The 24,872-nt window shown below is 76.2% G+C and carries 21 protein-coding genes; 11 read left to right on the top strand and 10 right to left on the bottom strand.

Annotation, left to right across the window (positions count from 1 at the left end; all coding sequences use genetic code 11):
- Positions 1 to 79 precede the first annotated feature (79 nt).
- From JD79_RS15655 to JD79_RS15635, 5 genes are all read right to left on the bottom strand, one after another.
- Positions 80 to 400, bottom strand: coding sequence for a hypothetical protein (locus tag JD79_RS15655; RefSeq protein WP_110006281.1), 321 nt, complete (start codon positions 398 to 400; stop codon positions 80 to 82).
- Positions 372 to 899: a universal stress protein gene (locus JD79_RS15650; RefSeq protein ID WP_110006280.1), complete on the bottom strand. Its 528-nt coding sequence runs from the start codon at positions 897 to 899 to the stop codon at positions 372 to 374. The genes JD79_RS15655 and JD79_RS15650 overlap by 29 nt, the downstream gene beginning before the upstream one ends.
- A gap of 101 nt (positions 900 to 1,000) precedes the next feature.
- Positions 1,001 to 2,215, bottom strand: coding sequence for a low temperature requirement protein A (locus tag JD79_RS15645; protein WP_110006279.1), 1,215 nt, complete (start codon positions 2,213 to 2,215; stop codon positions 1,001 to 1,003).
- A gap of 25 nt (positions 2,216 to 2,240) precedes the next feature.
- The gene (locus tag JD79_RS15640; RefSeq protein ID WP_110006278.1) at positions 2,241 to 4,028 is read right to left on the bottom strand and encodes a potassium channel family protein; all 1,788 of its coding nucleotides are present in this window, start codon (positions 4,026 to 4,028) and stop codon (positions 2,241 to 2,243) included.
- Positions 4,029 to 4,047: 19 nt separating this feature from the next.
- Positions 4,048 to 4,434, bottom strand: a complete 387-nt coding sequence (locus tag JD79_RS15635) for a DUF6394 family protein (RefSeq protein WP_110006277.1) — start codon at positions 4,432 to 4,434, stop codon at positions 4,048 to 4,050.
- 138 nt (positions 4,435 to 4,572) lie between these two features.
- On the opposite strand from JD79_RS15635, the gene JD79_RS15630 reads away from it, so the two are divergent.
- The 5 genes from JD79_RS15630 to JD79_RS15610 all read left to right on the top strand — a co-directional run bounded on the left by JD79_RS15630 (position 4,573) and on the right by JD79_RS15610 (position 10,700).
- Positions 4,573 to 6,111, top strand: coding sequence for an ATP-dependent DNA ligase (locus JD79_RS15630; RefSeq protein WP_110006276.1), 1,539 nt, complete (start codon positions 4,573 to 4,575; stop codon positions 6,109 to 6,111).
- 55 nt (positions 6,112 to 6,166) lie between these two features.
- On the top strand, positions 6,167 to 7,312 hold the full coding sequence (locus tag JD79_RS15625; RefSeq protein WP_110006275.1) for a hypothetical protein: 1,146 nt from the start codon (positions 6,167 to 6,169) through the stop codon (positions 7,310 to 7,312).
- A 70-nt stretch (positions 7,313 to 7,382) separates the two neighbouring features.
- Complete coding sequence (locus JD79_RS15620; protein ID WP_110006274.1) at positions 7,383 to 8,243, top strand: acyl-CoA thioesterase; 861 nt, start codon at positions 7,383 to 7,385, stop codon at positions 8,241 to 8,243.
- Between the two features lie 208 nt (positions 8,244 to 8,451).
- A complete protein-coding gene (locus JD79_RS15615) occupies positions 8,452 to 10,047 on the top strand; it encodes a GGDEF domain-containing protein (RefSeq protein ID WP_110006273.1) in 1,596 nt (531 codons plus the stop codon).
- Positions 10,048 to 10,100: 53 nt separating this feature from the next.
- A complete protein-coding gene (locus JD79_RS15610) occupies positions 10,101 to 10,700 on the top strand; it encodes a peroxidase-related enzyme (protein ID WP_110006272.1) in 600 nt (199 codons plus the stop codon).
- A 6-nt stretch (positions 10,701 to 10,706) separates the two neighbouring features.
- Here JD79_RS15610 and JD79_RS15605 read toward each other — a convergent pair whose 3' ends face one another.
- The gene (locus JD79_RS15605) at positions 10,707 to 11,858 is read right to left on the bottom strand and encodes a glycerophosphodiester phosphodiesterase (protein WP_245900137.1); all 1,152 of its coding nucleotides are present in this window, start codon (positions 11,856 to 11,858) and stop codon (positions 10,707 to 10,709) included.
- A gap of 190 nt (positions 11,859 to 12,048) precedes the next feature.
- On the opposite strand from JD79_RS15605, the gene JD79_RS15600 reads away from it, so the two are divergent.
- Positions 12,049 to 13,062 (top strand): LLM class flavin-dependent oxidoreductase, encoded by a 1,014-nt coding sequence (locus JD79_RS15600; RefSeq protein WP_110006270.1) that lies wholly within the window; start codon positions 12,049 to 12,051, stop codon positions 13,060 to 13,062.
- Complete coding sequence (locus tag JD79_RS15595; protein ID WP_110006269.1) at positions 13,059 to 14,198, top strand: MalY/PatB family protein; 1,140 nt, start codon at positions 13,059 to 13,061, stop codon at positions 14,196 to 14,198. Before JD79_RS15600 ends, JD79_RS15595 begins: the two co-directional genes overlap by 4 nt.
- Before the next feature lie 11 nt (positions 14,199 to 14,209).
- Here the strand turns inward: JD79_RS15595 and JD79_RS15590 are convergent, their stop codons facing one another.
- On the bottom strand, positions 14,210 to 15,580 hold the full coding sequence (locus JD79_RS15590; RefSeq protein WP_110006268.1) for an FAD-dependent oxidoreductase: 1,371 nt from the start codon (positions 15,578 to 15,580) through the stop codon (positions 14,210 to 14,212).
- Positions 15,581 to 15,605: 25 nt separating this feature from the next.
- Entirely contained in the window at positions 15,606 to 16,046 is a 441-nt protein-coding gene (locus tag JD79_RS15585) for a flavodoxin family protein (protein ID WP_110006267.1), read from the bottom strand.
- Between the two features lie 689 nt (positions 16,047 to 16,735).
- Here JD79_RS15585 and JD79_RS15575 point away from each other — a divergent pair.
- Together JD79_RS15575 and JD79_RS15570 are read left to right on the top strand one after the other, a co-directional pair.
- Positions 16,736 to 17,305 (top strand): hypothetical protein, encoded by a 570-nt coding sequence (locus tag JD79_RS15575; protein ID WP_110006266.1) that lies wholly within the window; start codon positions 16,736 to 16,738, stop codon positions 17,303 to 17,305.
- A 279-nt stretch (positions 17,306 to 17,584) separates the two neighbouring features.
- The gene (locus JD79_RS15570; protein ID WP_110006265.1) at positions 17,585 to 18,163 is read left to right on the top strand and encodes a GNAT family N-acetyltransferase; all 579 of its coding nucleotides are present in this window, start codon (positions 17,585 to 17,587) and stop codon (positions 18,161 to 18,163) included.
- A 20-nt stretch (positions 18,164 to 18,183) separates the two neighbouring features.
- On the opposite strand, the gene JD79_RS15565 is transcribed toward JD79_RS15570, so the two are convergent.
- Positions 18,184 to 18,939: a helical backbone metal receptor gene (locus JD79_RS15565; protein ID WP_245900136.1), complete on the bottom strand. Its 756-nt coding sequence runs from the start codon at positions 18,937 to 18,939 to the stop codon at positions 18,184 to 18,186.
- Complete coding sequence (icmF, locus tag JD79_RS15560; protein WP_110006264.1) at positions 18,936 to 22,172, bottom strand: fused isobutyryl-CoA mutase/GTPase IcmF; 3,237 nt, start codon at positions 22,170 to 22,172, stop codon at positions 18,936 to 18,938. Before icmF ends, JD79_RS15565 begins: the two co-directional genes overlap by 4 nt.
- A gap of 89 nt (positions 22,173 to 22,261) precedes the next feature.
- Between icmF and JD79_RS15555 the strand changes: the two genes are divergently transcribed.
- Entirely contained in the window at positions 22,262 to 24,007 is a 1,746-nt protein-coding gene (locus JD79_RS15555) for a SpoIIE family protein phosphatase (protein ID WP_110006263.1), read from the top strand.
- Between the two features lie 83 nt (positions 24,008 to 24,090).
- Positions 24,091 to 24,870 (top strand): sporulation protein, encoded by a 780-nt coding sequence (locus JD79_RS15550; protein ID WP_110006262.1) that lies wholly within the window; start codon positions 24,091 to 24,093, stop codon positions 24,868 to 24,870.
- The last annotated feature ends 2 nt before the right edge of the window (positions 24,871 to 24,872 follow it).

Below are 24,872 nucleotides of genomic sequence, written 5' to 3'. Positions count from 1 at the left end.
CCGCCGGCGTCCCACCCTCAGGACCCCCACGTTCCTCCCACGTTCCCCCCACGGTCCCGACCGGCGGACCTCCGGGGGGTCAGTGCTCGGAGGCGTGGTGGTGGAACCGCCGCCACGGGTGCCGCCGGGCCGTCGGGGGCTCGGGGTGCGCCGCCTCGGCGGGCGCCGGCTCGTCGGCCGCCCGCGACGCGGTGGCGCCGGCGGGTGTCCGGGGGCTCGGCGGACGCGTGCGGTCGGCGAGGCGCTCCCGGCTGAGCTGGTGCTGCAGGCCGAGCGGGTCGCAGCGCGAGCCGCGGGCGGCGACGTCGTGCTGCGCCTCCCACTGGGCGATCAGCTTCTCCCCCGGGGACATCTCCCAGCGCCGCCGGTCGTCACCGGGCGTCGGTGCTGACGTGCTCATGGCGCTCCTCCCTCGTGGCGCCCGCCCCGGGCGCCGTCCTGCCCGGGCGCACGACGGTCACCGGGCAGTCCGCCGCCCGGAGCACCGACGTGGCCACCGATCCCAGCAGCCGCCCGCGGGCGCCCCCGCGCCCGCGGGCGCCCACGACGAGCAGCTCGGCACCCCCGGCCGCCCCGAGCAGGGCGTCGACGGGGGCGCGGTGCACCGCGGTGCAGGTCACCGCGACGTCGGCGGGCACCCCGGCCGCGGCGACGTCGTCGGCGAGCGCGCGGCGCACCGCCGCCTCGTACTCCGACAGCGGCGGCACGTACGCCGGCTCCCAGCAGTCCGGCCGCGGTGCGGTGGTCAGGCTCCAGCCGCGGACCACCAGGAGCGGCATGCCGGACCGGGCGGCCAGCCGGCCGGCCCATGCCAGCGCCGTCCGCGCGCACGCCGACCCGTCGACCCCGACGACGATCCCGCCACCCACGGCACCGCCGCCTCCCGGGAACGCGTCCACGGCAGCGCACCTCCCGGCCGGTCCTCGACGACCCGCCGGCTCCAGTGCACGCCGACCCGGCGGCCGGCGGGAGGGTCGGAGGTCCCTGTGCGCCGGCCGGGTCAGACCTCCTCGGTCTCCAGGTCGCCGGAGGACCGCTGCACCGAGCCGGCGACCACCACGAGGCCGACGAGTGCGGCCAGCGTGCCGATCACCACCACGGCCGGCAGCTCCAGCAGCGCGTCGAGCGCGGCGACGACGGCGGCCAGCAGCGGCCACCACCACCCGCGGCGGGAGTCCCCCGTCATCGCCGACGCGGTGAGGCTCGCCGAGGCCAGGTAGACCGCGACCCCGCCGGCCACCAGCAGCCGGGTCCCCGCCGGCACCTCGCCCGCCCCGGCCTCGACGACGGCGAGCTCCAGGCCGGCGCCCACCGTCGCCAGCGCCAGGGTCAGGGGCAGGTGCCCGAAGACGTAGACGTCGTGGGAGTGCGCGCCGTTGGACTCCCCTGCCTCGTCGAGCAGCTTCTTCGCCCGCGCGCCGGCGAGGTCGAAGTAGCTCCACCACAGGGCCGCGGCGAGCACGAACCCCAGCGCCGCCACCGGCAGCGCGGCACCCGACCACTCCGCGTCGTAGAGCCCGTGCGCGATCGCGGCCACCGGCTCGCCCAGCACGAGGATGACGAACAGCGCGAACCGCTCGGGCAGGTGCTCGACGTGCAGCGGCACGTCGGCCCGCGACCGCGTCGCCAGCAGCGGCACGAGCGCCTCGGCCAGGACCGCGGCCGCCCACAGCGCGTAGGCCGCCGGCCGCGGCACCGCGAGCGACACGGCCCACAGCACGGCCCCGGCGCCCGCCCCGAGCAGGTACAGCCGCGTGATCGGCCGCGCCTCCGGGACGTGCCGGTGCGCCCGGCGGTACTGCAGGAGCAGCATCACGCGCAGCGCGACGTGGCAGAGCACGAAGGGGACGAAGCGCTCCTTCGTCGCCTCCGACGCCGACGCCGCCAGCCCGACGACGGCCGCCATGCTGCCGAGCTTGTACAGCCGGTAGACGACGTCGTCGTGGTCGAAGCGGTTGGCGTAGAGCGTGGAGCTCACCCACGACCACCACACCGTCGCGAACAGCCCGCCGAAGACGAGGAAGCCGTGCGGCGTCACGTCCTCGCGCAGGGCGATGGCCAGCTCGGCCACGACGAGGACGAACGCCAGGTCGAAGAACAGCTCCAGGCGCGAGGCCGAGCGGTTGTCGTCGGTGCGCAGCTGCGGCGGGCGGACGGAGTCCCCACGGCCGGTGAGGCCGTCGAGCAACCGCCGGACCGGTCCCTGCTCGGCCACGGGAACTCCCCCCGTCGGCGCGCGGTCAGGAGGCGGCGGTCGCGTCCGGCACCGGCGCCGACCGGGTCAGCTTCCGCCAGATCCAGCTCTGCGGCACCCGCTGGCCGGTGAGCAGGTAGTCGGCGACGCCGTCGATGAACATCGTCGCCTCGACCTCGCGGTGCACCGCCGCCCGGCCGGCGAACAGCAGCTCGTCGCCGGGCTCGAGCACCAGGTCCCCCTCGGGCGCGAGCAGCGCGTCCCCGCCGCGCAGCGCCAGCAGCGGGACGGCGAGGAGTGCCTGGTCCCGGTCGGCGGGGTCGCGCAGCAGGTCGCGGAGGCGGAACCGCCCGCCGGCCAGCCGCGGGTACAGCGCCGGCGCGTCGTCGGCGGTCAGCCGCACCTTCCACAACGCCTCGAGGTGGCTGCCGCAGGCGTCCAGCAGCCGCTCGACGACGCCCGCCGACCACGCGTCGGACTGGCGCGGCAGCTCGCGCAGGAAGCGCCACAGCAGCGGCGTGCTCAGCCGGGCGTAGGCGTCGTGGGCGACCACCTCGGTCGGCACGAGCAGCGCGTCGACCTCCATCGCGGCGAACAGGGCGGCGTCGGCGGGCTGGTTCTGGCGGGCGGCGACGAACAGGTCGGGGTTGATCCGCCGCGCCTCGGCGACCAGCGAGAGGTTGGTCGTGTCGTTGTCCGTGCCCGCGACCAGTCCGACCGCGGTCGCCAGGTCGGCCCGGCGGATGACGTCGGGGTCCGCGGCGTCCCCGACGACGGTCGGCTCCTCCTCCGGGGAGGGGTCGACGGTCGTCACCTCCAGGCCCTCGGCGCGCAGGTCGGCGGCGAAGTGCCGGCCGAACCGGCCGTACCCGCACACCACCCACCGGCCCGGCGCCGGCGCCTTCCCCCGCGGCGGGATCTCGGCGCCCGGGCCGCTCTCCAGCCAGGTCATGAGCTGGTATGACGCCGGGGTCCGCAGGGCCAGGCGCAGGTGGTCGCCGAACCGGTCGAAGGGGTTGATGATCGTCGGCGACCCGAAGCCGCACATCCGCTCGGCCACCATCGCCGACGTCGTGCGGGCGACCACCGGCAGCTCGGGGCGCAGCAGCGCGGCGGCCATCGTCACCGCGAGGTTGGCCTCGTCGTCGCCGGTGACGGCCAGCACGCCCTCGCAGTACGGGTGCCCCAGCCCGGCCACGCCCAGCACGTGCGGGTCGCGGGCGTCGCCGACGATCCCCGGGACGTCGGCCCGGTGGCTGGCGATCTCCAGGGCGTCGATGCGGGCGTCGGCGATGTCGACGACGGTGAACCGGCGGCCCAGGGCGTCGAGGGAGGCCCCGAGCCGCTCGCCGGCCTGCCCGTACCCGGAGATGAGCAGGAACGGCTCGCGCAGCCGGGTGACCTTGCGCGACACGTGCCGCAGCGCCAGCGCCTGGCGGAACGCGCGGTCCTGCAGCAGCGCCAGCAGCGAGCCGATCGCGTAGGCCCACCCGATGACGGTCAGGTAGATCGTCCCGGTCACCCACAGGCGCTGCGCGTAGCCGAACGCGTAGGGGATCTCGCCGAAGCCGATCGTCGTCGCCGTGTAGCTCATGACGTAGAACGCGTCGAACAGGCTCAGCCGCGCCGGCTGCCCCTCGGCGTCGGTCCCCGGGATGAGCGAGAGCCCCAGGACGCTGACGAAGAAGATGACGATCAGCGTGATCAGCGGCGCGCGCATCCGGCGGAGGACGACGAACACCGTCGCGGACCCCTCCGCGCGGGGCACCACCGGCGCCCGGCGGCGCACGCGGCGGCCCCGGGTGGTCACCGGGGGCGGCGGCGCGGTCTCCATGGCGGTCGGTGGCGGCCGGTCAGTGGCGCTGGAAGGACACGGTCTCGACGACGAGCAGCACCACCGACACCACGTTGGCCAGCAGGGCACCGCCCGACAGCGACACCATGCTCGCCGTCGCGTTGGCGGTCAGCCCGTCGGCGGAGACGTGCACCGCCCAGGCCCAGGTGATCGTGGCCGCGATCAGCTGCAGGTCGGCGACCAGGCTGGTGGCGAGGTGGACGGCGCCGATCTGGGTGCGGTCACCGAACTTCAGCACCGTGGCGATCAGGCTGACCACCAGCGCGGCGAACAGCTCGTAGACGTTGTGCTGCTCGGGGTCCTCGATGTCGCCGATGAAGAAGCCGAAGTTCAGCGTCGCGGCGAGCAGCACGAAGAAGCCGAAGACGACCTTCTCGAGGTTCACGCTGCGACCACCCCCCTCCGACGCGGAGCCGACCCTAGCGCCGCGCAGGCACCGGCGCCGGGGACGCCGGCCGGGCCGGGCGCCGTGACGCCGTCGCGCCCGGCCCGCGGTGTCGGGACCGGCTGCCAGCATGGCGGGGTGCTGCTCGCCGACGTCGTCGCCGCCTCCGCCGCCGTGGCGGCCACCCGCTCGCGCACCGCCAAGGCGCAGGCCATCGCCGCGGCGCTGCGGGCGGCGGACCCGGGCGAGGTCGGGCCGGTGGCCGCGTGGCTGGCCGGCGAGCTGCCGCAGGGCCGGGTCGGGGTCGGCTGGCGCACGCTGGCGAGGGCCGCGCCGCCGGCCGCCGGGGCGCCGTCGCTGACCGTGGCCGCGGTCGACGCGACGCTCACCGCGCTGGCGGGCACCGCCGGCAGCGGCTCGGCCGCCCGCCGCGAGGCGCTGCTGGCGGAGCTGCTCGCGGCCGCCACCGCCGACGAGCAGCGCTTCCTGGTCCGGCTGGTCGGCGGGGAGCTGCGCCAGGGCGCGCTGGAGGGCGTCGTCCTCGACGCGGTCGCCGCCGCGGCCGGCGTCCCGGCGCCGGGGGTGCGGCGCGCCATGATGCTCGCCGGCCGGCTGGACGAGACCGCCGCGCTCGCGCTGGGCGGGGGGCAGGAGGCGCTGTCGGCCGTGACGCTGCGGGTGGGCCGGCCGGTGCGGCCGATGCTGGCCAGCCCGGGCTCCTCGCTGGACGCCGCACTGGCCGACCTCGGCCCCGACGTCACCGTGGAGCACAAGCTCGACGGCGCCCGGATCCAGGTGCACCGCGACGGCCACGACGTCCGGGTGTGGACCCGCACCCTGCGTGAGGTGACCGGGGGCGTGCCCGAGCTCGTCGAGCGGGTGCGCGCGCTGCCCTGCCGCACCGCCGTGCTCGACGGGGAGACCCTGGCGCTGGACGACGACGGCCGCCCGCGCGCCTTCCAGGACACGATGAGCCGCTTCGGCAGCGACGGAGCCGCCGAGGACGCGGCCGTCCTGCTGAGCCCCTTCCTCTTCGACGTGCTGCACCTCGACGGCCGCGACCTGATCGACGAGCCGCTGTCGGTCCGCCTCGACGCGCTGGCCGGGCTGCTCGCCGGCGACGAGCACGCGCCGCTGCGGATGCCGGGCGTGCGCCGGCCGACGCCGGAGCAGGCCGCCGCCGTGCTCGACGAGGCGCTGGGCGCCGGTCACGAGGGCGTGGTCGTCAAGGCGCTCGACGCCCCCTACGCCGCCGGCCGCCGCGGCCGCGCCTGGCAGAAGGTCAAGCCGGTGCACACCCTCGACCTCGTCGTCCTCGGCGCGGAGTGGGGGTACGGCCGGCGCACCGGGACGCTGTCCAACATCCACCTCGGCGCCCGCGATCCCGACGGCGGGGAGCCGGTGATGGTCGGCAAGACGTTCAAGGGGATGACCGACGAGCTGCTGGCCTGGCAGACCCGTACCTTCCCGGCACACGCCCGGGCCGAGCACCCCTGGGGCCTGGAGCTGGAGCCCGAGCTCGTCGTCGAGATCGCCCTCGACGGCGCCCAGCGCAGTCCCCGCTACCCCGGCGGCGTCGCGCTGCGCTTCGCGCGCGTCCTGCGGTACCGGCCGGACAAGACCGCCGGCCAGGCCGACGACGTCGAGGCGGTGCGGGCCCTGCTGGCCGGGGACTGACCGGCGGCAAGCGGGGGCGCAGCGGCCCGCAAGCGCCCGCCGCGAGGGTCGCCGCGTGACCGCGACCCGCCACCGCCCCGCCCTCCTCGCCCTCCTCCCGGCCGCCGCCCTGGTGCTGGCCGGCTGCACCGCCGCTCCCGGCGGGACCGCCACCGCCGCCGCCCCGGAGCCGTTCGACGAGGTGCTCGGCACCGTCGACCTGGGCGCGCTCGCCGGTGCACCGCACCCCGACCTGTCCCGGGTGCAGGTGCTCGACGTCGCCGCGCTGCCCGACGGCCGCGCGTACGTCCTCACCTGGGGCGAGGCCGTCCGGCTGGTCGAGGTGCTGCCCGGGGACGACGGGCCCGAGGCCGGCGAGGTCGTCGACCTGCCGGCGCTCCACCGGGGGGCAGCCCTGCACCGCGGCGCCGACGGCGGGCTGCTGCTGGCCGGGAGCGACGGCGAGGGGCCGGTGCTCCTGACCATCGGCGACGGTGAGCCGGCGGAGCGGCGCGTCGCGGGGACCGGGGCCGTGCTGGCCTCGGCGACGTCCCCCGACGGCGGCACCGTGTACCTCAGCCTGGCGCCGGTGGAGGAGCAGGGCGCGGTCGCCCGGCTGGTCACCGTGGACGCCGCCACCGGCGAGGTGACCGGGGAGGCGCCGCTGGGCGACGGGCTCGACCCGCGGGCGCGGGCGTACCAGCTGCTGCCGCGCCCGGACGGCGGGGTCGTGGCCGTCATCAGCAACCCCGTGACGGGGGGCGCGCGCGACTGGGTCGCCGAGTACGACGCCGGCCTGGAGCCGGTGGTCGCACCCTTCGGCGTCGTCGCGGCGATCGGGGCGACGGAGTACACGGAGGTCTCGGTCGGGGCGGCCGGGGACGGCGACCTCGTCGTCCTCACCGAGGTGCGGGACGGCCGGCAGGTCTCGGTCTTCTCCGGCGGAGACCTGGTGAGCACCGTCGACGCGGACTTAACCGGCCCGGTGGAGGCCGTGGTCGCCGGCCCGTCGGCGGGCCTCGTGACGCTCTCGTGGGGACGGGGCGGTGCCGATCCCGTGGTCGTGACCCTCGACCCGGCCACCGGCGAGCTGGGGGAACCGCTCGCCTCGTGCGAGGGCCTGGGCGGCTACGCCGCCCTCGACCTCGCGGCCGACGGCACCTCGGGCGTCGCGGCCGGCTCCTGCGGGGACTCCGACGTGGTCGCCGTGCTCGTCGGGTGACCTCCGGGCGGGTGGTTCACTGCACCGGTCGGTCGGGCGGACAGGGGGCACGGTGGCGGGGACGGATCCGGTGCCCGGTGGGCTGATCGCCCTGCTCGACGTCGACGAGGCCGGGCCCGACCTGTTCCGCGGCCGCCCGCGCGGCGTCCCGGCCGACCGCGCGTTCGGCGGCGCGGTGGTGGCCCAGTCGCTGCTGGCGGCCACCGCGACCGTCCCCGCCGACCGGGCGGTGCACTCGCTGCACGCCTACTTCGTCCGCGCCGGCGACCCGGCCGCGCCGACCGACCTGCGGGTCACGCGGGTCCGCGACGGCGGCAGCTACGCCACCCGCGAGGTGACGGCCGTCCAGCACGGGCGGACCACCCTGGTGCTGACGGCGTCCTTCGCCCGGCCCGAGGACGGCCCCGAGCACCAGGTGCCCGTGCTCGACGCGCCTGCACCGGAGACGCTGCCGGAGCCGGAGGAGGCGCTGACCGGCGCCCCGGCAGCGGTCCTGGAGTGGCTGTCGTGGCTGGACCGCCGGCACCCGTTCGACTTCCGCTTCGACGGCGCGCTGCCCCGGGTGGCCGCCGGCCGGGGCGAGGCGGCGCCGCCGCGGCAGCGGTTCTGGTTCCGCTCCCGGGAGGCGCTGCCCGGCGACCCGCGACTGCACGCGTGCGCGCTGGCCTACGCCACCGACATGCTGCTGCTGTCGGTCGCCGTCGCGCCGCACGGCACGGTGATCGGGGCGCCGGACCTGGCCACCGCCAGCCTCGACCACGCCGTCTGGTTCCACGGGCCGGCCCGCGCCGACACGTGGCTGTGCTTCGAGCAGGAGAGCGCCTTCTCCGCCGGCGGCCGGGCGCTCTGCTCGGGCCGCGTCTTCGACCGCGACGGCCGGCTGGTGCTCACCGTCGTCCAGGAGGGCATGCTCCGCCGCCGCCCCGTGTGAGGGACGACGTGCGGGGTGGTTCCTCGCCGACGGGGACCTCGTCTGGTGTGATGGAGGGCACAGCGCCCGCCGGACCGGAGCGCTGCAGCGGATTCCTCGGCCGGGAGGTGCGCATGGCCGTCTCCCCCACCCGCACCGGCCTCACCCGACCGGGTGTGCCTCCCGTGACTGCCCTGTCGCCGGGTCCTGCGGCTGCCGATGGGGGCTCGTGACCAGTCTCGCCGTACGCCCGGACAGCGGCGCGGCACCCGGGAGCGCCGGGCGCCCGCCGGACCCGCTCGCGGTCCTGCTCACGACGCTCGACGAGCTCGAGACCCTGTCCCGCTTCGACGTCGAGCCGGCCGCCGCGCGCGCGGACGCCGCCGCGGCCACCGCCCGCGAGCTCGGTCGCCCCGACCTCGAGCAGCGGGCGCTGCTCGCGGCCGCCGACCTGATGCGCCGCCGCGGTGCGGTCGCCGAGGCCGGCCGGATCGCCCAGGAGGTGCACCGCTGGGCGACCGAGGCCCGTTCGCGGCACCTCATCGCCCGCAGCTCCTTCGTCCTCACCGCGGTGTTCCAGGAGCTCGGCGACCTCGCCGGAGCGCTGGAGCACGCGGTCCAGAGCGTCGACCTGCTCGACGACGACACCCTGCCGGCGCTGCGGGTCGACCACCTGGTCCGGCTGGCCGACGTCCTGGGCCTGTCCCGCGACCCGGCCGCGCCCGAGCGCTACGCCACGGTCCTGCGGCTGGCCGAGGACCTCGGTGACGTCGACCGGCAGCTGCGGATCCTCAACAACCGCGCCTACACCGACACCCTCGCCGGCCGGTTCGCCGACGCGCTGCACTTCAGCACCCGCCTGCAGGACCTGGCCGCCGCGCAGGGGATCCCGCTCGACGTCGGCAGGCTCGACACCGTCGCCCGCGCGCTCATGGGCCTCGACCGGCTCGACGAGGCCGAGGCGGCCCTCGCCCCCGGCCTGGCGCCCGAGGTCCTCGGCAGCTCGCACGACGGCGACGCCGGCGCGGACTACCTGCTCACCCTGGCCGAGGTGCAGCGCCGCCGCGGCGCCGTCGACGCCGCGCAGGCGACCCTGGACGAGTGCGTCCGCCGCTGCGTGGAGCACGGCCTGACCTCGATCCGGGTGCGGGCCCGCGCCGAGCAGGCCGAGCTGCACGCCGCCGCCGGCGACCACCGCGCCGCGTTCGAGGAGCACAAGCGGTTCACCGCGGAGCTGGTGGAGCAGCAGTCGGCGCAGCGCGAGTCGCGCGCCCGCGCGATGCAGGCCATGTACGAGACGACCGAGGCGCGCCGGCAGAGCCGCCGCTGGCGCGAGCTGTCCCTGCGCGACCCCCTGACCGGCCTGCACAACCGGCGGCACGTCGACGACGAGCTGCCCCGGATGCTGGCCGACGGCGGGCAGGTGTGGGTGGCGCTGCTCGACCTCGACCACTTCAAGCGGGTCAACGACACCTGCTCGCACGCCGTCGGCGACGAGGTGCTGCGCGCCGTCGCGGGGCTGCTGCAGCAGGCGGCCCCCGGCACCGGCTCGCTGGTCGCGCGGCTGGGCGGCGAGGAGTTCCTGCTGGTCCTCGCCGGCGTCGACGCCGGCACCGCGGCCCGGCACCTGGAGCAGGTCCGCGCCGCCGTCGCCGCCCACCCGTGGGGCCCGCTCACCGGGGACCTGCCCGTGACGGTCAGCATCGGCGCGGCCGGCACCGTCGACGTCCCCGACCGGACGGCGGCCCAGCTGCTGGGCCGGGCCGACGCCCGGCTCTACCGCGCCAAGCGCGGCGGCCGCGACCGCGTCGTCCTCGGCGACTGACGGGGCGCCGGAGGGCCTGGGCGCATCCGGTCGGCGCGGGGCAGGCTGACGGGGTGACCGCCGAACCGTCGCCCGCGCCGATCAGCCGCTTCCCCGTCGCCGATCCCGCCGACCTCCCGCCCGACCTCGCCGAGCGCCACGCCGAGGTGGCGGAGAAGTCGGGCTTCCTCCCCAACGTCTTCGCCGCGCTGGCCTGGCGGCCGGCCGAGGAGCGCGCGTTCCTGGCCTTCCACGACGCGCTCATGGACAAGGACACCCCCGGGCTGTCGACCGGCGAGCGGGAGCTGATCGTGGTCGCGACCAGCGCGGCCAACGACTGCGGCTACTGCGTCGTCGCGCACGGGGCGATCGCCCGGGTCCGCACGCGCGACCCGAACCTCGCCGACCTGGTCGCCGTCGACTGGCGCAAGGCGCCGCTGGACGACCGGGTGCACACGGTCCTCGACGTCGCCGTGCGGCTGGCCACCGATCCCGCCGCGGTGACCGCCGGTGACCTCGACCGCCTGCGCGCGCACGGGCTCACCGAGGAGGACGTGTGGGACGTCGGCGCGATCACCGCGTTCTTCGCGCTGTCCAACCGGCTGGCCCACTTCGCGGCGATCCCGCCCAACCCGGAGTTCCACCTCATGGGCCGGCTGCCGCGGCAGCGGTGACCGCGCTCAGCCGGCCTCGGGGAGCGCGCCGTCCTCGAACAGCTGCCGGGACACCACGCCGGTGTCGGGGTTGTCGGTGAACAACCCGTCGATGCCGGTCGCCCAGAACGCCAGCTGCTCCTCGATCGCCCGGCCGTAGTCGTCGGGCGCCTCCCCCTCGTGCAGGTCGGCGGGCAGGAACGTGTTCTCGTTGCGGAACGTGTACGGGTGCACCAGCAGGCCGGAGGCGTGCGCGTCCGCGACGAACGACGTCGGCTCGCCGAGCGTGCCGTCCGGGTCCCGCGGGATCACCTGGTCCTTCTCCGGGCCGACGCCGTCGGCGTACGTGGCGACCTCCGCGAGGCCCGCGGCGGTGGACAGGTCGGCGTAGGTCCGCGGGTCCCCGGCCGCCACCAGGTCGGCCGGCGCGCCGCTCACCGCCAGCAGCTGCACCAGCGGCACCCGGACGCCGGCCGCGTCCAGCTCGCGCAGGTTGCCCGTCTCGAAGGACTGGAGGAACACCGGCGCGTTCCGCCGGTCCAGCCCCGCCGCGCGCAGCGCCGCGAGCAGCGGCTCCTCGAGCGAGAGCCCGATCGAGTCGAAGTAGGTCGGGTGCTTGGTCTCGACGTAGGCGCCGACCTCGCGGCGCAGCTCCCGGCTCAGGTCGGCGCGCAGGTCGAGGTACTCCTCGAGCGTGGGCACCGGGTAGAGCCCGTCGTAGAGGGTGTTCTCCTCGCGGACGTCGGGCAGCCGCTCGACCGCGCGCAGCGTCCGCAGCTCCTCGAGGGTCATGTCCTCGGTGAACCAGCCGGTCAGCGCCACGCCGTCGACGACCTTCGTGGTGCGCCGGTCGGCGAACTCGGGATGGTCGGCGACGTCGGTGGTGCCGGTGATGTCGTTCTCGTGCCGGCAGACGAGGACGCCGTCGGCGGTGCTGACGACGTCGCACTCGACGTGGTCGGCGCCCGTGCGGGCGGCGAGCTCGTAGGCGGCCAGCGTGTGCTCGGGCCGGTAGCCCGACGCACCGCGGTGGCCGATGACGAGCAGGTCCGCGTCGCCGGCACCCGGTCCCGGTGAAGAGCCGTGCCGCGGCGTCGCCGAGGCAGGCCCGGCGAGGGCGAGCAGGACGGCGAGCAGCGCGGCGACCGCAGCCGACCGGCGCGACGAGGGGACGGACACGGGTGCCTCCGCAGGGTGCCGGCGGCGCGCACCGGCGGTCCCGCAGCGACGCCGGTGCGGGGGGACGGCCCGCCGGCGGGCCGGTGGACACAGGGTGGACCCCGCCGCCCGCCCGCGCCCGGTGGGAGGCCCTCGGCCGCGCCGACCCCGCCGCCGGGACGGACGGGCCGGAGGCGGGCAGGATCGCGGCATGCCCGCCCCCGGTGTCCCGCTCGAGCGTCTCGGCTTCCTGACCATCGGCCTGTTCGACCCCGCCGACCCCGCGGCCGGCCACGAGACCACGCTGCGCACGGTCGAGCTCGGCGAGCGCCTGGGCTTCGACAGCGCGTGGCTGCGCCACCGGCACCTGCAGTACGGCATCTCCTCCCCGGTCGCCGTCCTCGCCGCCCTGACCCAGCGCACCTCCCGGATCGAGCTGGGCACCGCGGTGACGCCGCTGGGCTGGGAGAACCCGCTGCGGCTGGCCGAGGACCTCGCGACCGTCGACGTCCTCTCCGGCGGCCGCCTCAACCCCGGCGTCAGCGTGGGCCCGCCGATGCACTGGGACGACGTCAAGGGCGCGCTCTACCCCGACACGGCCGACGCCGAGGACTTCTCCTACGCGCGGGTGGAGCGGCTGCTGCGCCTGGTCGCCGGCGAGCCCGCGACCTCGTTCGCCGGCCGCGAGGGCGTCGTCGAGGAGTGGTCGGACCGGGTGCAGCCGCACTCCCCCGGCCTGCGCGACCGGCTCTGGTACGGCGGCGGCAGCACCCGTTCCGCGGAGTGGGCCGGCGACGCCGGGATGCACTTCCTGACCAGCAGCGTGGTCAAGGCCGAGGGCGGGTCGACCGACTTCGCGGAGATCCAGGCGGCGCAGGTGCGGGCCTTCCGCCAGGCGAACCCGGCCGGGCGGGTGTCGCAGGGGCTGGTGGTCGTCCCCACCGACAGCGCGACGCCGGAGCAGCGCGAGCGCTACGCCGCCTACGTCGAGGCGCGCACCCCGCGCACCCGCAGCCCGCAGGGCCCGGCGCGGATGCTCTTCGCCGCCGACCTGCTCGGCACCTCCGAGCAGATCGCCGAGGCGCTGTACGCGCACGCCGGCTTCCGCGAGGTGAGCGAGGTGGTGTTCGCGCTGCCGTTCAGCTTCGCCGGCCCCGACTACGAGCAGATCCTGACCGACACCGCCGAGCGCCTCGGCCCGCTCCTGGGCTGGTCCGCCCGATGACCGACGCCGACGCCGCGGTCACCGCCCTCCGCGCGCAGGGCTCGCTCAAGTGGTCGCGGTACCCGGGCGCGCTCGGCGCCTGGGTGGCCGAGATGGACCTCGGCACCGCGCCCGCCGTCACCCGCGCCCTGCACGCCGCCGTCGACCGCGGGTTGTTCGGCTATCTGCCCGACTGGCTCACCGAGGACCTCGCCCGGGCGACCGCCGGCTTCCTGCGGGACCGGCACGGCTGGGAGGTGCCGCCGGAGCGGATCCGGCCGCTGGCCGACGTCCTCGCCGGGCTGTCCGCGGCGATCACCCACCTGTCCCGGCCCGGGTCGCCGGTGGTGCTGCCCACCCCCGCCTACATGCCGTTCCTGGAGGTGCCGCCCGCCCTGGGCCGGGAGGTGCTCGAGGTGCCGATGGCCCGCGACGGCGGCCGGTACGTCTACGACCTGGACGCGCTCGACGCCGCCTTCCGCGCCGGCGGGCACCTGCTGGTGCTGTGCAACCCGCACAACCCGGTCGGGCGGGTCCTCGAGCCCGCGGAGATGACCGCGATCGCCGAGGTGGTCGACCGGCACGGCGGGCGGGTGTTCTCCGACGAGATCCACGCGCCGCTGGTTTTCCCCGGGCACCGGCACGTGCCCTACGCCTCGCTCGGGGAGACCACCGCCGGCCACACGGTCACCGCCACCAGCGCGTCGAAGGCGTGGGACCTGCCCGGGCTCAAGTGCGCGCAGTTGGTCCTCAGCAACGACGCCGACGCACGGCTGTGGGCCGAGGTCGGGCACGCGGCCGAGCACGGCGCCGCCACGCTGGGCGCCGTCGCCAACGTCGCCGCCTACACCGAGGGGCTCGGCTGGCTCGACGAGACGCTCGCCGTCCTGGACGGCAACCGCCGGCTGCTCGCCGACCTGGTCTCCGAGCACCTGCCCGGCATCCGGTACCGCCCGCCGGAGGGCACCTACCTCGCCTGGCTGGAGGGCTTCGGCGTCCCGGACCCCGGCGACCACCTGCTGCGCGAGGCCGGGGTCGCGCTGGTCGACGGCGCCCGGTGCGGCGCCGCCGGCCGCGGCGCGGTGCGGCTCAACACCGCCACGACACCGCCGGTGCTGCGGCGGATCGTCGAGCAGATGGGCGCCGCCCTCGCCTGACCCCGCCCCGGTCAGCGGGGGTCGGCCTCCACCGCCTCGAACGCCTTGCGGGCGGCGATGAGCACGGGGTCCCACACCGGCGCGAACGGCGGCGCGTAGGACAGGTCGAGGGACAGGACCTCGTCGACGGTCATCTCGTTCCAGATGCAGATGGCGAGCGCGTCGACCCGCTTGGCCGCACCCTCCTCACCGACCACCTGGGCGCCGAGCAGCCGGCCGCTGCGCCGCTCGGCGATCATCTTGACCCGGATCGGCCGGGCGCCCGGGAAGTAGCCGGCCTTGGTGGTCGAGTCGACGGCGGCGGTGACGAACGAGTAGCCGGCGTGCTCGGCCTCCCTCTCCGACAGGCCGGTGCGGGCCGCCTCGACCGCGCAGATCTTGGTGATCGCCGTCCCGATGACGCCGGGGAAGGTGGCGTAGCCGCCGCCGATGTTGATCCCGGCCACCCGGCCCTGCTTGTTGGCGTGCGTGCCGAGCGCCACCACCACCCGCTGCTTGGACAGGCGGTGCACCGACTCGACGCAGTCGCCGGCCGCCCACACACCGGGCACCTCCGTGCGCATCCGCTGGTCGACGGCGATCCCGCCGGAGGTGCCCAGCGGGATGCCGGCCTCCTGCGCCAGCCGCACGTTCGGCCGCACGCCGAGCCCGAGGACGACGAGGTCGGCGGGCAGCTCGCGGCCGCTCTCGGTGACCACCGCGCGCGCCCGCCCGTCGGGGCCGACGTCGATCCCCGAGACGCCGTCGGAGAGGACCAGCTCGATGCCCTCGCTGCGGACGGCGTCGGCGATGTACCGGCCGACGTCGGGGTCGAAGGTGCCCACCGGCTGCGGCGACTTGTCCACGACGGTGACGTCGAGCCCGCGCACGCGGCACGCCTCGGCGATCTCCAGGCCGATGTAGCCGCCGCCGACGACGACCACCCGCCGCACGTGCCCGCGGTCCAGCTCCGCCCGGAGCGCGACGCCGTCGTCGAGCACCTGGACGCCGTAGACGCCCTGCGCGTCGATGCCCTGCACCGGCGGGCGCATGGGCACGCTGCCGGTGGCGTACACGAGGTCGTCGTAGGGCTCGGTGCCCTCGGTGCCCGCGTCGAGGTCGCGCCAGTGGACGACGCCCTTGTCGGGATCGATGCCGACGACCTCGGTGCGCATGCGGACGTCGAGGCCGGCCGCGCGGTGCTGCTGCGGCGTGCGGGCGACCAGGTCGGTCTCGCTCGCGACCGCGCCGGAGATCCAGTAGGGGATCCCGCAGGCGGAGTAGGAGGTCGCGCGGCCGCGCTCGAACAGGACGACGTCGAGGTCGGGCCGCCGCTTCTTGGCCTGCGACGCCGCGCTGCCGCCTGCGGCGTCGCCTCCGATGACGACGAGTCGGGTGCTCACCCCGGCAGGCTATGACCGTCCGCGACTACAGGCTCACCGCGACGGTCGCGGCGAGCTCCCGGGCCGCCTCGAGGTCCTCCGTCGAGGGCGCGCCGGTGAGGCTCAGGGGGGCCGCGACCTGCTTCCACCGCAGGGCGCCGGTGATCGTGGCGATGGCCCTCAGCGCGCCGGCGGTGTCGTCGCCGCCGTGCACGTAGACGCCGAACGGCAGGCCCACGGTGGCGTCGAGGCAGGGGTAGTAGACGGTGTCGAAGAAGTGCTTGAGCGCTCCGCTCATGTAGCCGATGTTCGCGGGGGTGCCGAGCAGGACGCCGTCGGCGGCGAGCAGGTCGGCGGGGCCTGCCGACAGCGCGGGGCGGACGTCGAGGTCGACCTCCCCGACCATCGCGACGCCCTCCCGCACTGCCTCGAGCACCGCCTGCAGGTTCGGCGAGGGCGTGTGGTGGACGACGAGCAGCCGCGGCATGCCCGCCATCCTGCGCCGCCGGCCGAGCCGCGCTGCACCCCGGCGCCGAGGACGCGGGCCTGGAGTTCCTGCAGCCCGCCTGACCGCGGCGCTCGTCGACCTGCGGTCGTCTCCTGCCGCCGGAGGCAGCCGCAGGTCGACATCCGGCGGGGTCCCGCGTGTCGGTGGTCCTCGCCGGCGTCCCGCCGTGGCCGTCGAGCTCTCCGCGGGCGTCCCCGTCAGTGACCGCGAGCGTGCCCTGGACTGGTACGGGCGGCTGTTCGGCTCCGGGCCGGCGTTCCTGCCCGACGACGTCGAGGCGGTGTGGGAGGTCGCCGAGCACCGGTACGTCCACACCGAGGTCGAGCCCGACCACGCCGGGCACGCGATGACCACGCTGTTCGTCGACGACCTCGACGCGCGGGTCGCGGCGATGAGCGCCCGCGGTCTGGAGCCCGCCTTTGCGGGAGACCTACGACAACGGCGTCCGCGAGGTCACCTACCGCGATCCCGACGGCAACGAGATCGGCTTCGGCGGCGCCCCGGCCGACGGCTGACGGCCGCTCCTGCGGTGGTCGCCGCGCTCCTGCGGTGCTGCAGGACCGCAGGAGCGCGGGGGACACCGCAGGAGTGCCTCACCCAGCGGTGGGCGCCGGGGAGCCGCCCCCGGGCCGCCCGGACCGGATCCGCGGTCGGGCACGATCACCGCCATGGCGACGAACCCCCGGATCGGTCCGGTCGAGCGGGCCACGGGCCGGACGTGGGACGAGTGGCTGCAGTTCATGGACGGCATCGGCGCGGCGGACCTCGACCACGGGCAGATCGCGCTGCGGGTCCACGAGGAGCTCGGCGACTCCTTCGAGCAGCGCGGCTGGTGGGCGCAGTCGGTGACCGTGGCCTACGAGCAGCACATCGGCCGGCGGATCCCCGGCCAGCGCTCCGACGGCACCTTCCAGTGCAGCGTGAGCCGGGCGACGTCGCTCGGCATGACCGAGCTCATGGAGCGCTGGCGCGCCTTCGCCGACGGTGACGCGGCCGTGCAGGAGGTCCTCGCCGGCGGGGACCTCAAGGTCAGTGGCACCGACCGGCGCCTCACCTGGCGGACCAGGGCCGTGGACGGCTCCTCGATCGTCGTCACGAGCGAGCCGAAGGGGAACGGGACGGCGTCGCTGGTGGCCACGCAGATCGGCGTGCCGACCCTCGAGGCCAACGACGAGGCCCGCGGGCGGTGGACGGCGATCGTCGAGCGCTTCCTGTCGGACGTGCGACCGGCGCGGTGAGCGCGCGCCCGGCTGGACCGTCGTGCGCCTCGGGTCCGGTGCCCTCCCCGCTGCCGGGCGCGTGGCTCCACGGGCGACCCGGACCGCGTCGACGTCGGCGTCGCCGAGGGCGGGCCGGAGTGCTGACGGTGGTCCGGGAAGCGCCGCCGCGTGACGGTGTGCGCTGAGGGTGCATCCCGGCCCGGGGGAGGCGCCCCCGGCGCACACCGTCTCCACGGGAGGCCCGAGGCCGTGCTCACGGTCGTGGCCGCGCCGCAACGCCGGCGCTAGCGTGCGGGCGTGGGCATCGTGGTCGAGCCGGCGACGCGGGCGCGGTTCGACGACGTCGCGACGATCCTCGGTCCGAGGAACCCGGACGCGAACGTCTGCTGGTGCCTCAGCCACCGGCTCGACTCGAGGACGAACCGGGAGCTCGTGGGGCCGGCACGCGGGGAGTTCGTCCGCGAGCTGACCGGCCGCCCGGTCGCGCCGGGGGTGCTCGCCTACGACGACGGCGAGGTCGTCGGCTGGGCGGCGGTCGCGCCGCGGGCGGAGCTGCCCCTCGCGCGCTCGCGGAGGATCCCGCACGTCGACGACCTGCCCGTGTGGTCCCTGTGGTGCGTCCGGGTGCGACCGGGGCACCGCGGCCAGGGCATCGCGCACGCACTCGTCCGCGGGGCGGTGGGCTACGCCGCGTCGCACGGCGCCCCGGCCGTCGAGGGCTACCCGGTGGACAACGCGGGGCGGAAGGTCGACCTCACCATGGCCTTCGTCGGGACGCGGAGCCTGTTCGAGAAGGCCGGGTTCACCAAGGCCGCGGACACCGACGCCGTCGCCGGCGGCTTCCCCCGCGTCCTCATGCGCCGGGCGCTGACCTGACCGGCGACGGGCCCGAGGGCTCAGCGGGGGCCGAGGGCGGTGAGCAGGTCGGCGCGGGCGGTGGCCAGTGACGGGCCGTACCAGGTCAGCGCCCGCCCGGACACGAGCACCGACCGGACGCCGGGGAACGCCTCCGGGCCGTCGCCGGCGGTGAAGGGGTACGGCTCGTCGGGCAGCAGGACGACGTCGGGCCGCGCGGCGAGGACGTCGTCGACCGCCACGTGCGGATAGCGCTCCTCCCCCGCCCCGAAGGCGTTGGCCAGCCCGAGCCGCGCGAGCACGTCGCCGGTGAACGTCCGCGGGCCGACGACCATCCACGGGTCCCGCCACACCGGCACGGTGCACCGCAGCGGCGGCCCCGGCACCGGCCGCGCCCACTCCGCGGCCGCCGTCGTCAGCCAGGCGGGCTCGGGGGCCCCGATCGCCTCCGCGAACAGCCGGCGCATCGAGGCCAGCGCCTCGTCCACCGACTCGATCACCGTCACCCACACCGCGATCCCCGCCGCGCGCAGCCGGTCGACGTCCAGGCGCCGGTTCTCCTCCCGGTTGCAGACGACGAGGTCCGGCGCCAGCGCGGCGATCGCCGCCCGGTCGGGGTTCTTGGTGCCCCGCACGCGCGGCACGTCGAGGCCGGCCGGGTGGGTGCACCAGTCGGTGGCGCCCACCAGCCGGTCGGGCACGGTCACCGCCAGCGCCTCGGTCAGCGAGGGCACCAGCGAGACCATCCGCCGCGCCGGTCCGCGGAGGTCGACCGGGTGACCGAGGTCGTCCTTCACACGTTGCGGCGGTACTGGCCGCCCACCTCGAAGAACGCCTCCGAGATCTGGCCCAGCGAGCACACCCGGACGGCGTCCATCAGCGCGGCGAACACGTTGCCGCCCGACGTCGCCGCCTCCTGCAGCGCGGCCAGCGCGGCGGGCGCCTCGTCGGCGTGCCGCGCCTGGAAGTCGGCCAACCGGGTCAGCTGCGACTGCTTCTCCGCCTCGGTGGCCCGCGCGAGCTCCACCTCCCGCGGCGGGGCCTCGTCCCGGTGGGGGTCGAGGAAGGTGTTGACGCCGACGATCGGCAGCGAGCCGTCGTGCTTGCGGTGCTCGTAGAGCATCGACTCGTCCTGGATGCGCCCGCGCTGGTAGCCGGTCTCCATCGCGCCCAGCACGCCGCCGCGCTCGGCGATCCGGTCGAACTCGGCCAGCACCGCCTCCTCGACCAGGTCGGTGAGCTCCTCGACGATCGCCGAGCCCTGCAGCGGGTTCTCGTTGCCGGCCAGCCCCCACTCCCGGTCGATGATCATCTGGATGGCCAGCGCGCGGCGCACCGAGTGCTCCGACGGCGTGGTCACCGCCTCGTCGTAGGCGTTGGTGTGCAGCGAGTTGGCGTTGTCGTAGATCGCGCACAGCGCCTGCAGCGTCGTCCGGATGTCGTTGAAGTCCATCTCCTGCGCGTGCAGCGAGCGGCCCGACGTCTGCACGTGGTACTTCAGCTGCTGCGAGCGCGCGCCGGCGCCGTAGCGGTCGCGCATCGCCACCGCCCAGATCCGCCGCGCCACCCGGCCGATCACCGTGTACTCGGCGTCCATGCCGTTGCTGAAGAAGAACGACAGGTTGGGCGCGAAGTCGTCGATCGCCATGCCGCGCGCCAGGTAGGCCTCGACGTAGGTGAAGCCGTTGGCCAGCGTGAAGGCCAGCTGGCTGACGGGGTTCGCCCCGGCCTCGGCGATGTGGTAGCCCGAGATGGACACCGAGTAGAAGTTGCGCACCCGGTGGTCGATGAACCACTGCTGGATGTCGGCCATGCAGCGCAGCGCGAACTCGGTCGAGAAGATGCAGGTGTTCTGGCCCTGGTCCTCCTTGAGGATGTCGGCCTGCACCGTGCCGCGGACGGTGGCCAGCACCCAGGCGCGGATCTCCTCGGCCTCCGCCTCGTCGGGCTCGCGGCCCTCCTCGGCGCGGAAGGCGTCCAGCCGCTGCTCGATCGCGGTGTTGAGGAACATCGCCAGCACCGCCGGCGCGGGACCGTTGATCGTCATCGACACCGACGTCGTGGGCGAGCACAGGTCGAAGCCGTCGTAGAGCACCCGCATGTCGTCGAGCGTGGCGATCGAGACGCCGGACGTGCCGACCTTGCCGTAGACGTCGGGCCGCGGCTGCGGGTCGCGGCCGTAGAGGGTCACCGAGTCGAACGCCGTGGACAGCCGGGTGGCCTCGCTGCCGGCCGACAGCACCCGGAACCGCCGGTTGGTGCGGAACGCGTCGCCCTCCCCGGCGAACATCCGCGCCGGGGCCTCCCCGGCCCGCTTGAACGGGAAGACGCCGGCCGTGTACGGGAAGGAGCCGGGCAGGTTCTCCCGGCGCAGGAAGCGCACCAGGTCGCCGGCGTCGGTCGTGCGCGGCAGCGCCACCCGCGGCACCTGGGTGCCGCTGAGCGTCTGCCGCCTCAGCGGCGTGCGGATCTCCTTGCCGCGCACCGTGTAGACGAACTCGTCGCCGGAGTACTGCTCCACCCGCGCCGGCCACTCGTCGAGCAGGGCGCGCACCTCGGGCAGCAGCTCCCGGTCGGCGGCGGCCGCCGCCTCGCGGGCGGCCTCGGCGGCGTCCCCCTCCAGCACCTCGGCCGCGGTGGTCAGGTGCTGGCGGCGGCGGACGACGGCGGCCTGCTCCTCGGTGACCCGGTGGTGCGCGCGCACCGCGTCGGCGACGTCGGCCAGGTACCGCGCCCGCGATGCCGGCACCACGCTGGTCAGCCCGGTCGAGGCGCGCACGTCGACCCGCGGCAGCACCCCGGCGCCGGCCGGCAGGCCCTTCTCCACCAGCAGGCCGAGCAGGTGCTGGTAGAGCGCGGTGACGCCGTCGTCGTCGAAGCGCGCGGCGCTGGTGCCGAACACCGGCATCTGCTCCCACGGCTGCCCGAACGCCTCGCGGTTGCGCACCATCTGCCGGGCGACGTCGCGGCGGGCGTCCTCGGCGCCGCGCCGCTCGAACTTGTTGATCGCCACGACGTCGGCGAGGTCGAGCATGTCGATCTTCTCGAGCTGCGAGGCGGCGCCGAACTCCGGCGTCATGACGTAGAGCGAGACGTCGCTGAACGGCACGATCGCCGCGTCGCCCTGCCCGATGCCCGGCGTCTCCACGACCACCAGGTCGAAGCCGGCCGCCTTGACCGCGGCGAGGACGTCGTCGAGGCGCTCGGGCACCTGCGCGCCCGCGGTGCGGGTGGCCATCGAGCGGAAGAAGGTGTGCGAGCCCTCGCCGGACTCCAGCGCGTTCATCCGGATCCGGTCCCCGAGCAGCGCGCCCCCGCCGCGGCGGCGGCTGGGGTCGATGGCCACGACGGCGACGCGGAGCTTGTCCTCCTGGTCGCGGCGCAGCCGGCGCAGCAGCTCGTCGGTGAGCGAGGACTTGCCCGACCCGCCGGTGCCGGTGATGCCGAGGACCGGCACGGTGCGCCGCGCGGCGGCCTCGCGGACCCGGGCGGCCAGCGCCTCGTCGGCACCGGCCTCCAGCACGGTGACCGCCCGCGCCAGCGCCCGCGGGTCGCCGGTGAGCAGCGCGTCGACGTCGGGGCCCTCGGTGGACAGGTCGACGTCGCAGGATCGGATCAGCTCGTTGATCATGCCGGGCAGGCCCAGCCGGGCGCCGTCCTCGGGGCTGAACACCCGCACGCCGCGCTCGGCCAGCAGCGCGATCTCCTCGGGCACGATCACGCCCCCGCCGCCGCCGAACACCTGCACGTGGCCCGCCCCGGCGTCGGCCAGCCGCTCCTTCAGGTAGCTGAAGTACTCGACGTGCCCGCCCTGGTAGCTGGAGATCGCGACGCCCTGCACGTCCTCCTCCACGGCGGCACGCACCACCTCGTCGACGCCGCGGTCGTGGCCGAGGTGGACGACCTCCGCGCCCTGGCTCTGCAGCAGCCGCCGCATCACGTTGATCGCGGCGTCGTGGCCGTCGAACAGGCTCGCCGCCGTGACGAACCGGACGGGGTGGACGGGCACGTGCAGCTCCGCGGAGGGCATGCCCGCACCGTAGGCGGAATTTAGTAGGACGTCCAACTACCCGCGGGTAGCCGGGTGTCCCCGCTCCCCGGCCGGGGCACGGGGGGCGGATGGAGCAGGAGCTGCCGGTCCCGGACTGGGCGCGCGTGTTCGACGTCGCGCCGGCCCCCTTCCTGCTGCTGACGCCGGACCTCGTGATCGTGCACGCCAACCGCGCCCGGCTGGAGGCGACCGCGACGACGCTGGAGGACACCGTCGGCCGGCACCTGTTCGACGCCTTCCCCATGCCGCCCGACGACCCGGCGGCCGACGGGCTGCGCAACCTGCGCGCCACGCTCGAGGAGGCGCGCGACACCCGCCGCCCGGTGCTCATGCCGATCCAGAAGTACGACATCCCGCTGCCCGACGGGACGTGGGCCGAGCGCTACTGGAGCCCGGTGCACGTGCCGGTCCTCGACGACGACGGCCGCGTCGTCCTGCTGCTGCACCGCTCCGATGACATCACCGACTACGTGCGGCGGCAGGACGAGGCGCGCAGCGCGGCCGACCGCGAGCACCGCCGGGTGGCCGACGTGGAAGCCGACCTGTTCTCCCGCACCCGCGAGCTGGCCGCGGCCAACGCCGAGCTGCGCCTGCTCGGCGAGCGGCAGCGCCGCACCGCCCGGTCGCTGGCCGCGCTGGCGGCCACCGTCTCGGCGCTCGCCGGTGCCGAGACGCGGGAGGAACTGCTCGCACGGCTGACCGAGCACGGCCGGGCGGTGTCGGGGGCCGACGCGCTCCTGCTGGCCGCGCCCGGACCCCGCGCAGGACAGCTGCTGCTCACCGGCCCGGGCCTGGCGCCCGGCCGCTCCCTCGCCGCGGGCGGCGACCACCCCGCGGCGGTCGCCGCCCGCGGCCGGGCGGTGATCGTGCCGGACACCACCGGTGGGACCCCGCTCGCACCGGGGCTGCGCGCCTGGGCCGTCCTCCCGATCGAGGCCGGTGGGCGGGCGCTGGGGTCGCTGGGCATCGGCTGGCACGGACCCCGGCGCATCGACGACCACGACACCCGGCTGCTGGAGGCGCTGGCGGCCCAGACCGCGCAGGCCCTCGACCGGGTCACCCGCCTCGAGGACGAGCGGCGGCTGGCCTCGGCCACCCGCAGCCTCGCCGAGACGCTGCAGCGCTCCCTGCTCACCGACCCGCCGCACCGGCCCGGGCTCGACCTCGCCGTCCGGTACCGCCCGGCCGCGGTGGAGGCACAGGTCGGCGGCGACTGGTACGACGCGTTCGCCTCGGGCGAGGGCACCACCCTCGTCATCGGCGACGTGACCGGCCACGACCGGATGGCCGCCGCCGTCATGGGCCAGGTCCGCAACGTGCTGCGCGGCATCACGGCGGCCGTCGGTGGGCCGCCGTCGCGGGTGCTGGCCACGCTCGACCGGGCGCTCGACGGCTTCGGGACGGCGACCCTGGCCACCGCCGTCCTCGCCTGCGTCGAGCCGGCACCCGCCGGTGCCCAGACCCTCACCTGGTCCAGCGCGGGGCACCTGCCGCCCCTCCTGGTCCCCGCCGCCGGGCCGCCCCGCCTGCTCGACCGCCGCCCCGACCTGCTGCTGGGCGTCCGGCCGGACACCGCCCGCTCCGACGCCGTCGAGACGCTCCCCCCGGGCACCACGCTGGTGCTCTACACCGACGGCCTCGTCGAGCGCCGCGACGACCACCTCGACGCCGGGCTGGCGCGGCTGCTCGCCGCGGCCGCCGACCTCGCGGGCCGCCCGGCCGGCGAGGTCTGCGACACGGTGCTGGCCCGGCTGGCTCCCGACCGGGCCGACGACGTCGCCCTGCTGGGGCTGCGGGTGCTCCCCGCGTGTTGACCGCCGCGCGGGAACCCCTCGCCAGCCCCCGGACGTGGTGTCAGAGTGCCCGCCGTCCCCGAACCGAACGGAGCACGACCCCCATGGCCTTCCGCAACCTGATGGCGAAGCTCGGCGCCGGCAACGCCACCGTCGACGCCGTCCTCGACACCCCGACGACCACCCCCGGCGGCACCGTCACCGGCACCGTGCACCTCACCGGCGGGCAGGTGGCCCAGGAGATCAACGAGCTCCGGGTGTCGCTGCAGGCCACCGTCGAGGTGGAGAGCGGCGACCACGAGTGGCGGGAGGACGTCACCTTCGGCACCGCGGTGATCGCCGGCGCCGGCCGGATCGAGGCCGGCGCGCGGGCGGCGATCCCCTTCAGCTTCCCCGTGCCCTGGCAGTGCCCCTTCACCACGCTCGACGGGTGGACGCTGCGGGGCGTCCGGATCGGCCTGCGCACCAGGGTCGACATCCCCGGCGGCGCCGACCCCGGTGACCTCGACACGGTCACCGTCGTACCGCTGCCGGTGCAGCGCACCGTCATCCAGGCCCTCACCGGCCTGGGCTTCGGCTTCCGCGGCGCCGACGTCGAGAAGGGCCGGCTGGCCGGCAGCGACCTGCCCTTCTACCAGGAGGTCGAGTTCACGCCGCCGTCGTCCCTGCGCGGGCGGGTCAACGAGCTGGAGGTGACGTTCCTGGCCGGTCCGCACGGCGTGGAGGTCGTGCTCGAGGTCGACCGGCGCGGCGGGCTGCTCACCGAGGGCCGCGACGTCGGCGGCCGGCTGCACTTCGCCCACTCCGACACCGACGTCTCGGCGGTGGCCGCGCAGCTCGACGCGGCGGTGCGCCAGCTGGGCGCCCGGCGCGGCTGGCTCTGACC

Source organism: Geodermatophilus normandii (assembly GCF_003182485.1).
Classification (GTDB): Bacteria; Actinomycetota; Actinomycetes; order Mycobacteriales; family Geodermatophilaceae; genus Geodermatophilus; species Geodermatophilus normandii.
Note: the sequence above shows the minus strand (reverse complement) of the source record. Positions and strands in the feature narration are given on the sequence as shown.

Coding starts and splice junctions, on each gene's coding strand:
- JD79_RS15655 (WP_110006281.1), bottom strand. CDS start 400: ATGAGCACGTCAGCACCGACGCCCGGTGACGACCGGCGGCGCTGGGAG.
- JD79_RS15640 (WP_110006278.1), bottom strand. CDS start 4,028: ATGGAGACCGCGCCGCCGCCCCCGGTGACCACCCGGGGCCGCCGCGTG.
- JD79_RS15600 (WP_110006270.1), top strand. CDS start 12,049: ATGCCCGCCCCCGGTGTCCCGCTCGAGCGTCTCGGCTTCCTGACCATC.
- JD79_RS15595 (WP_110006269.1), top strand. CDS start 13,059: ATGACCGACGCCGACGCCGCGGTCACCGCCCTCCGCGCGCAGGGCTCG.
- JD79_RS15585 (WP_110006267.1), bottom strand. CDS start 16,046: ATGCCGCGGCTGCTCGTCGTCCACCACACGCCCTCGCCGAACCTGCAG.
- JD79_RS15575 (WP_110006266.1), top strand. CDS start 16,736: ATGGCGACGAACCCCCGGATCGGTCCGGTCGAGCGGGCCACGGGCCGG.
- icmF (WP_110006264.1), bottom strand. CDS start 22,172: ATGCCCTCCGCGGAGCTGCACGTGCCCGTCCACCCCGTCCGGTTCGTC.
- JD79_RS15555 (WP_110006263.1), top strand. CDS start 22,262: ATGGAGCAGGAGCTGCCGGTCCCGGACTGGGCGCGCGTGTTCGACGTC.
- JD79_RS15550 (WP_110006262.1), top strand. CDS start 24,091: ATGGCCTTCCGCAACCTGATGGCGAAGCTCGGCGCCGGCAACGCCACC.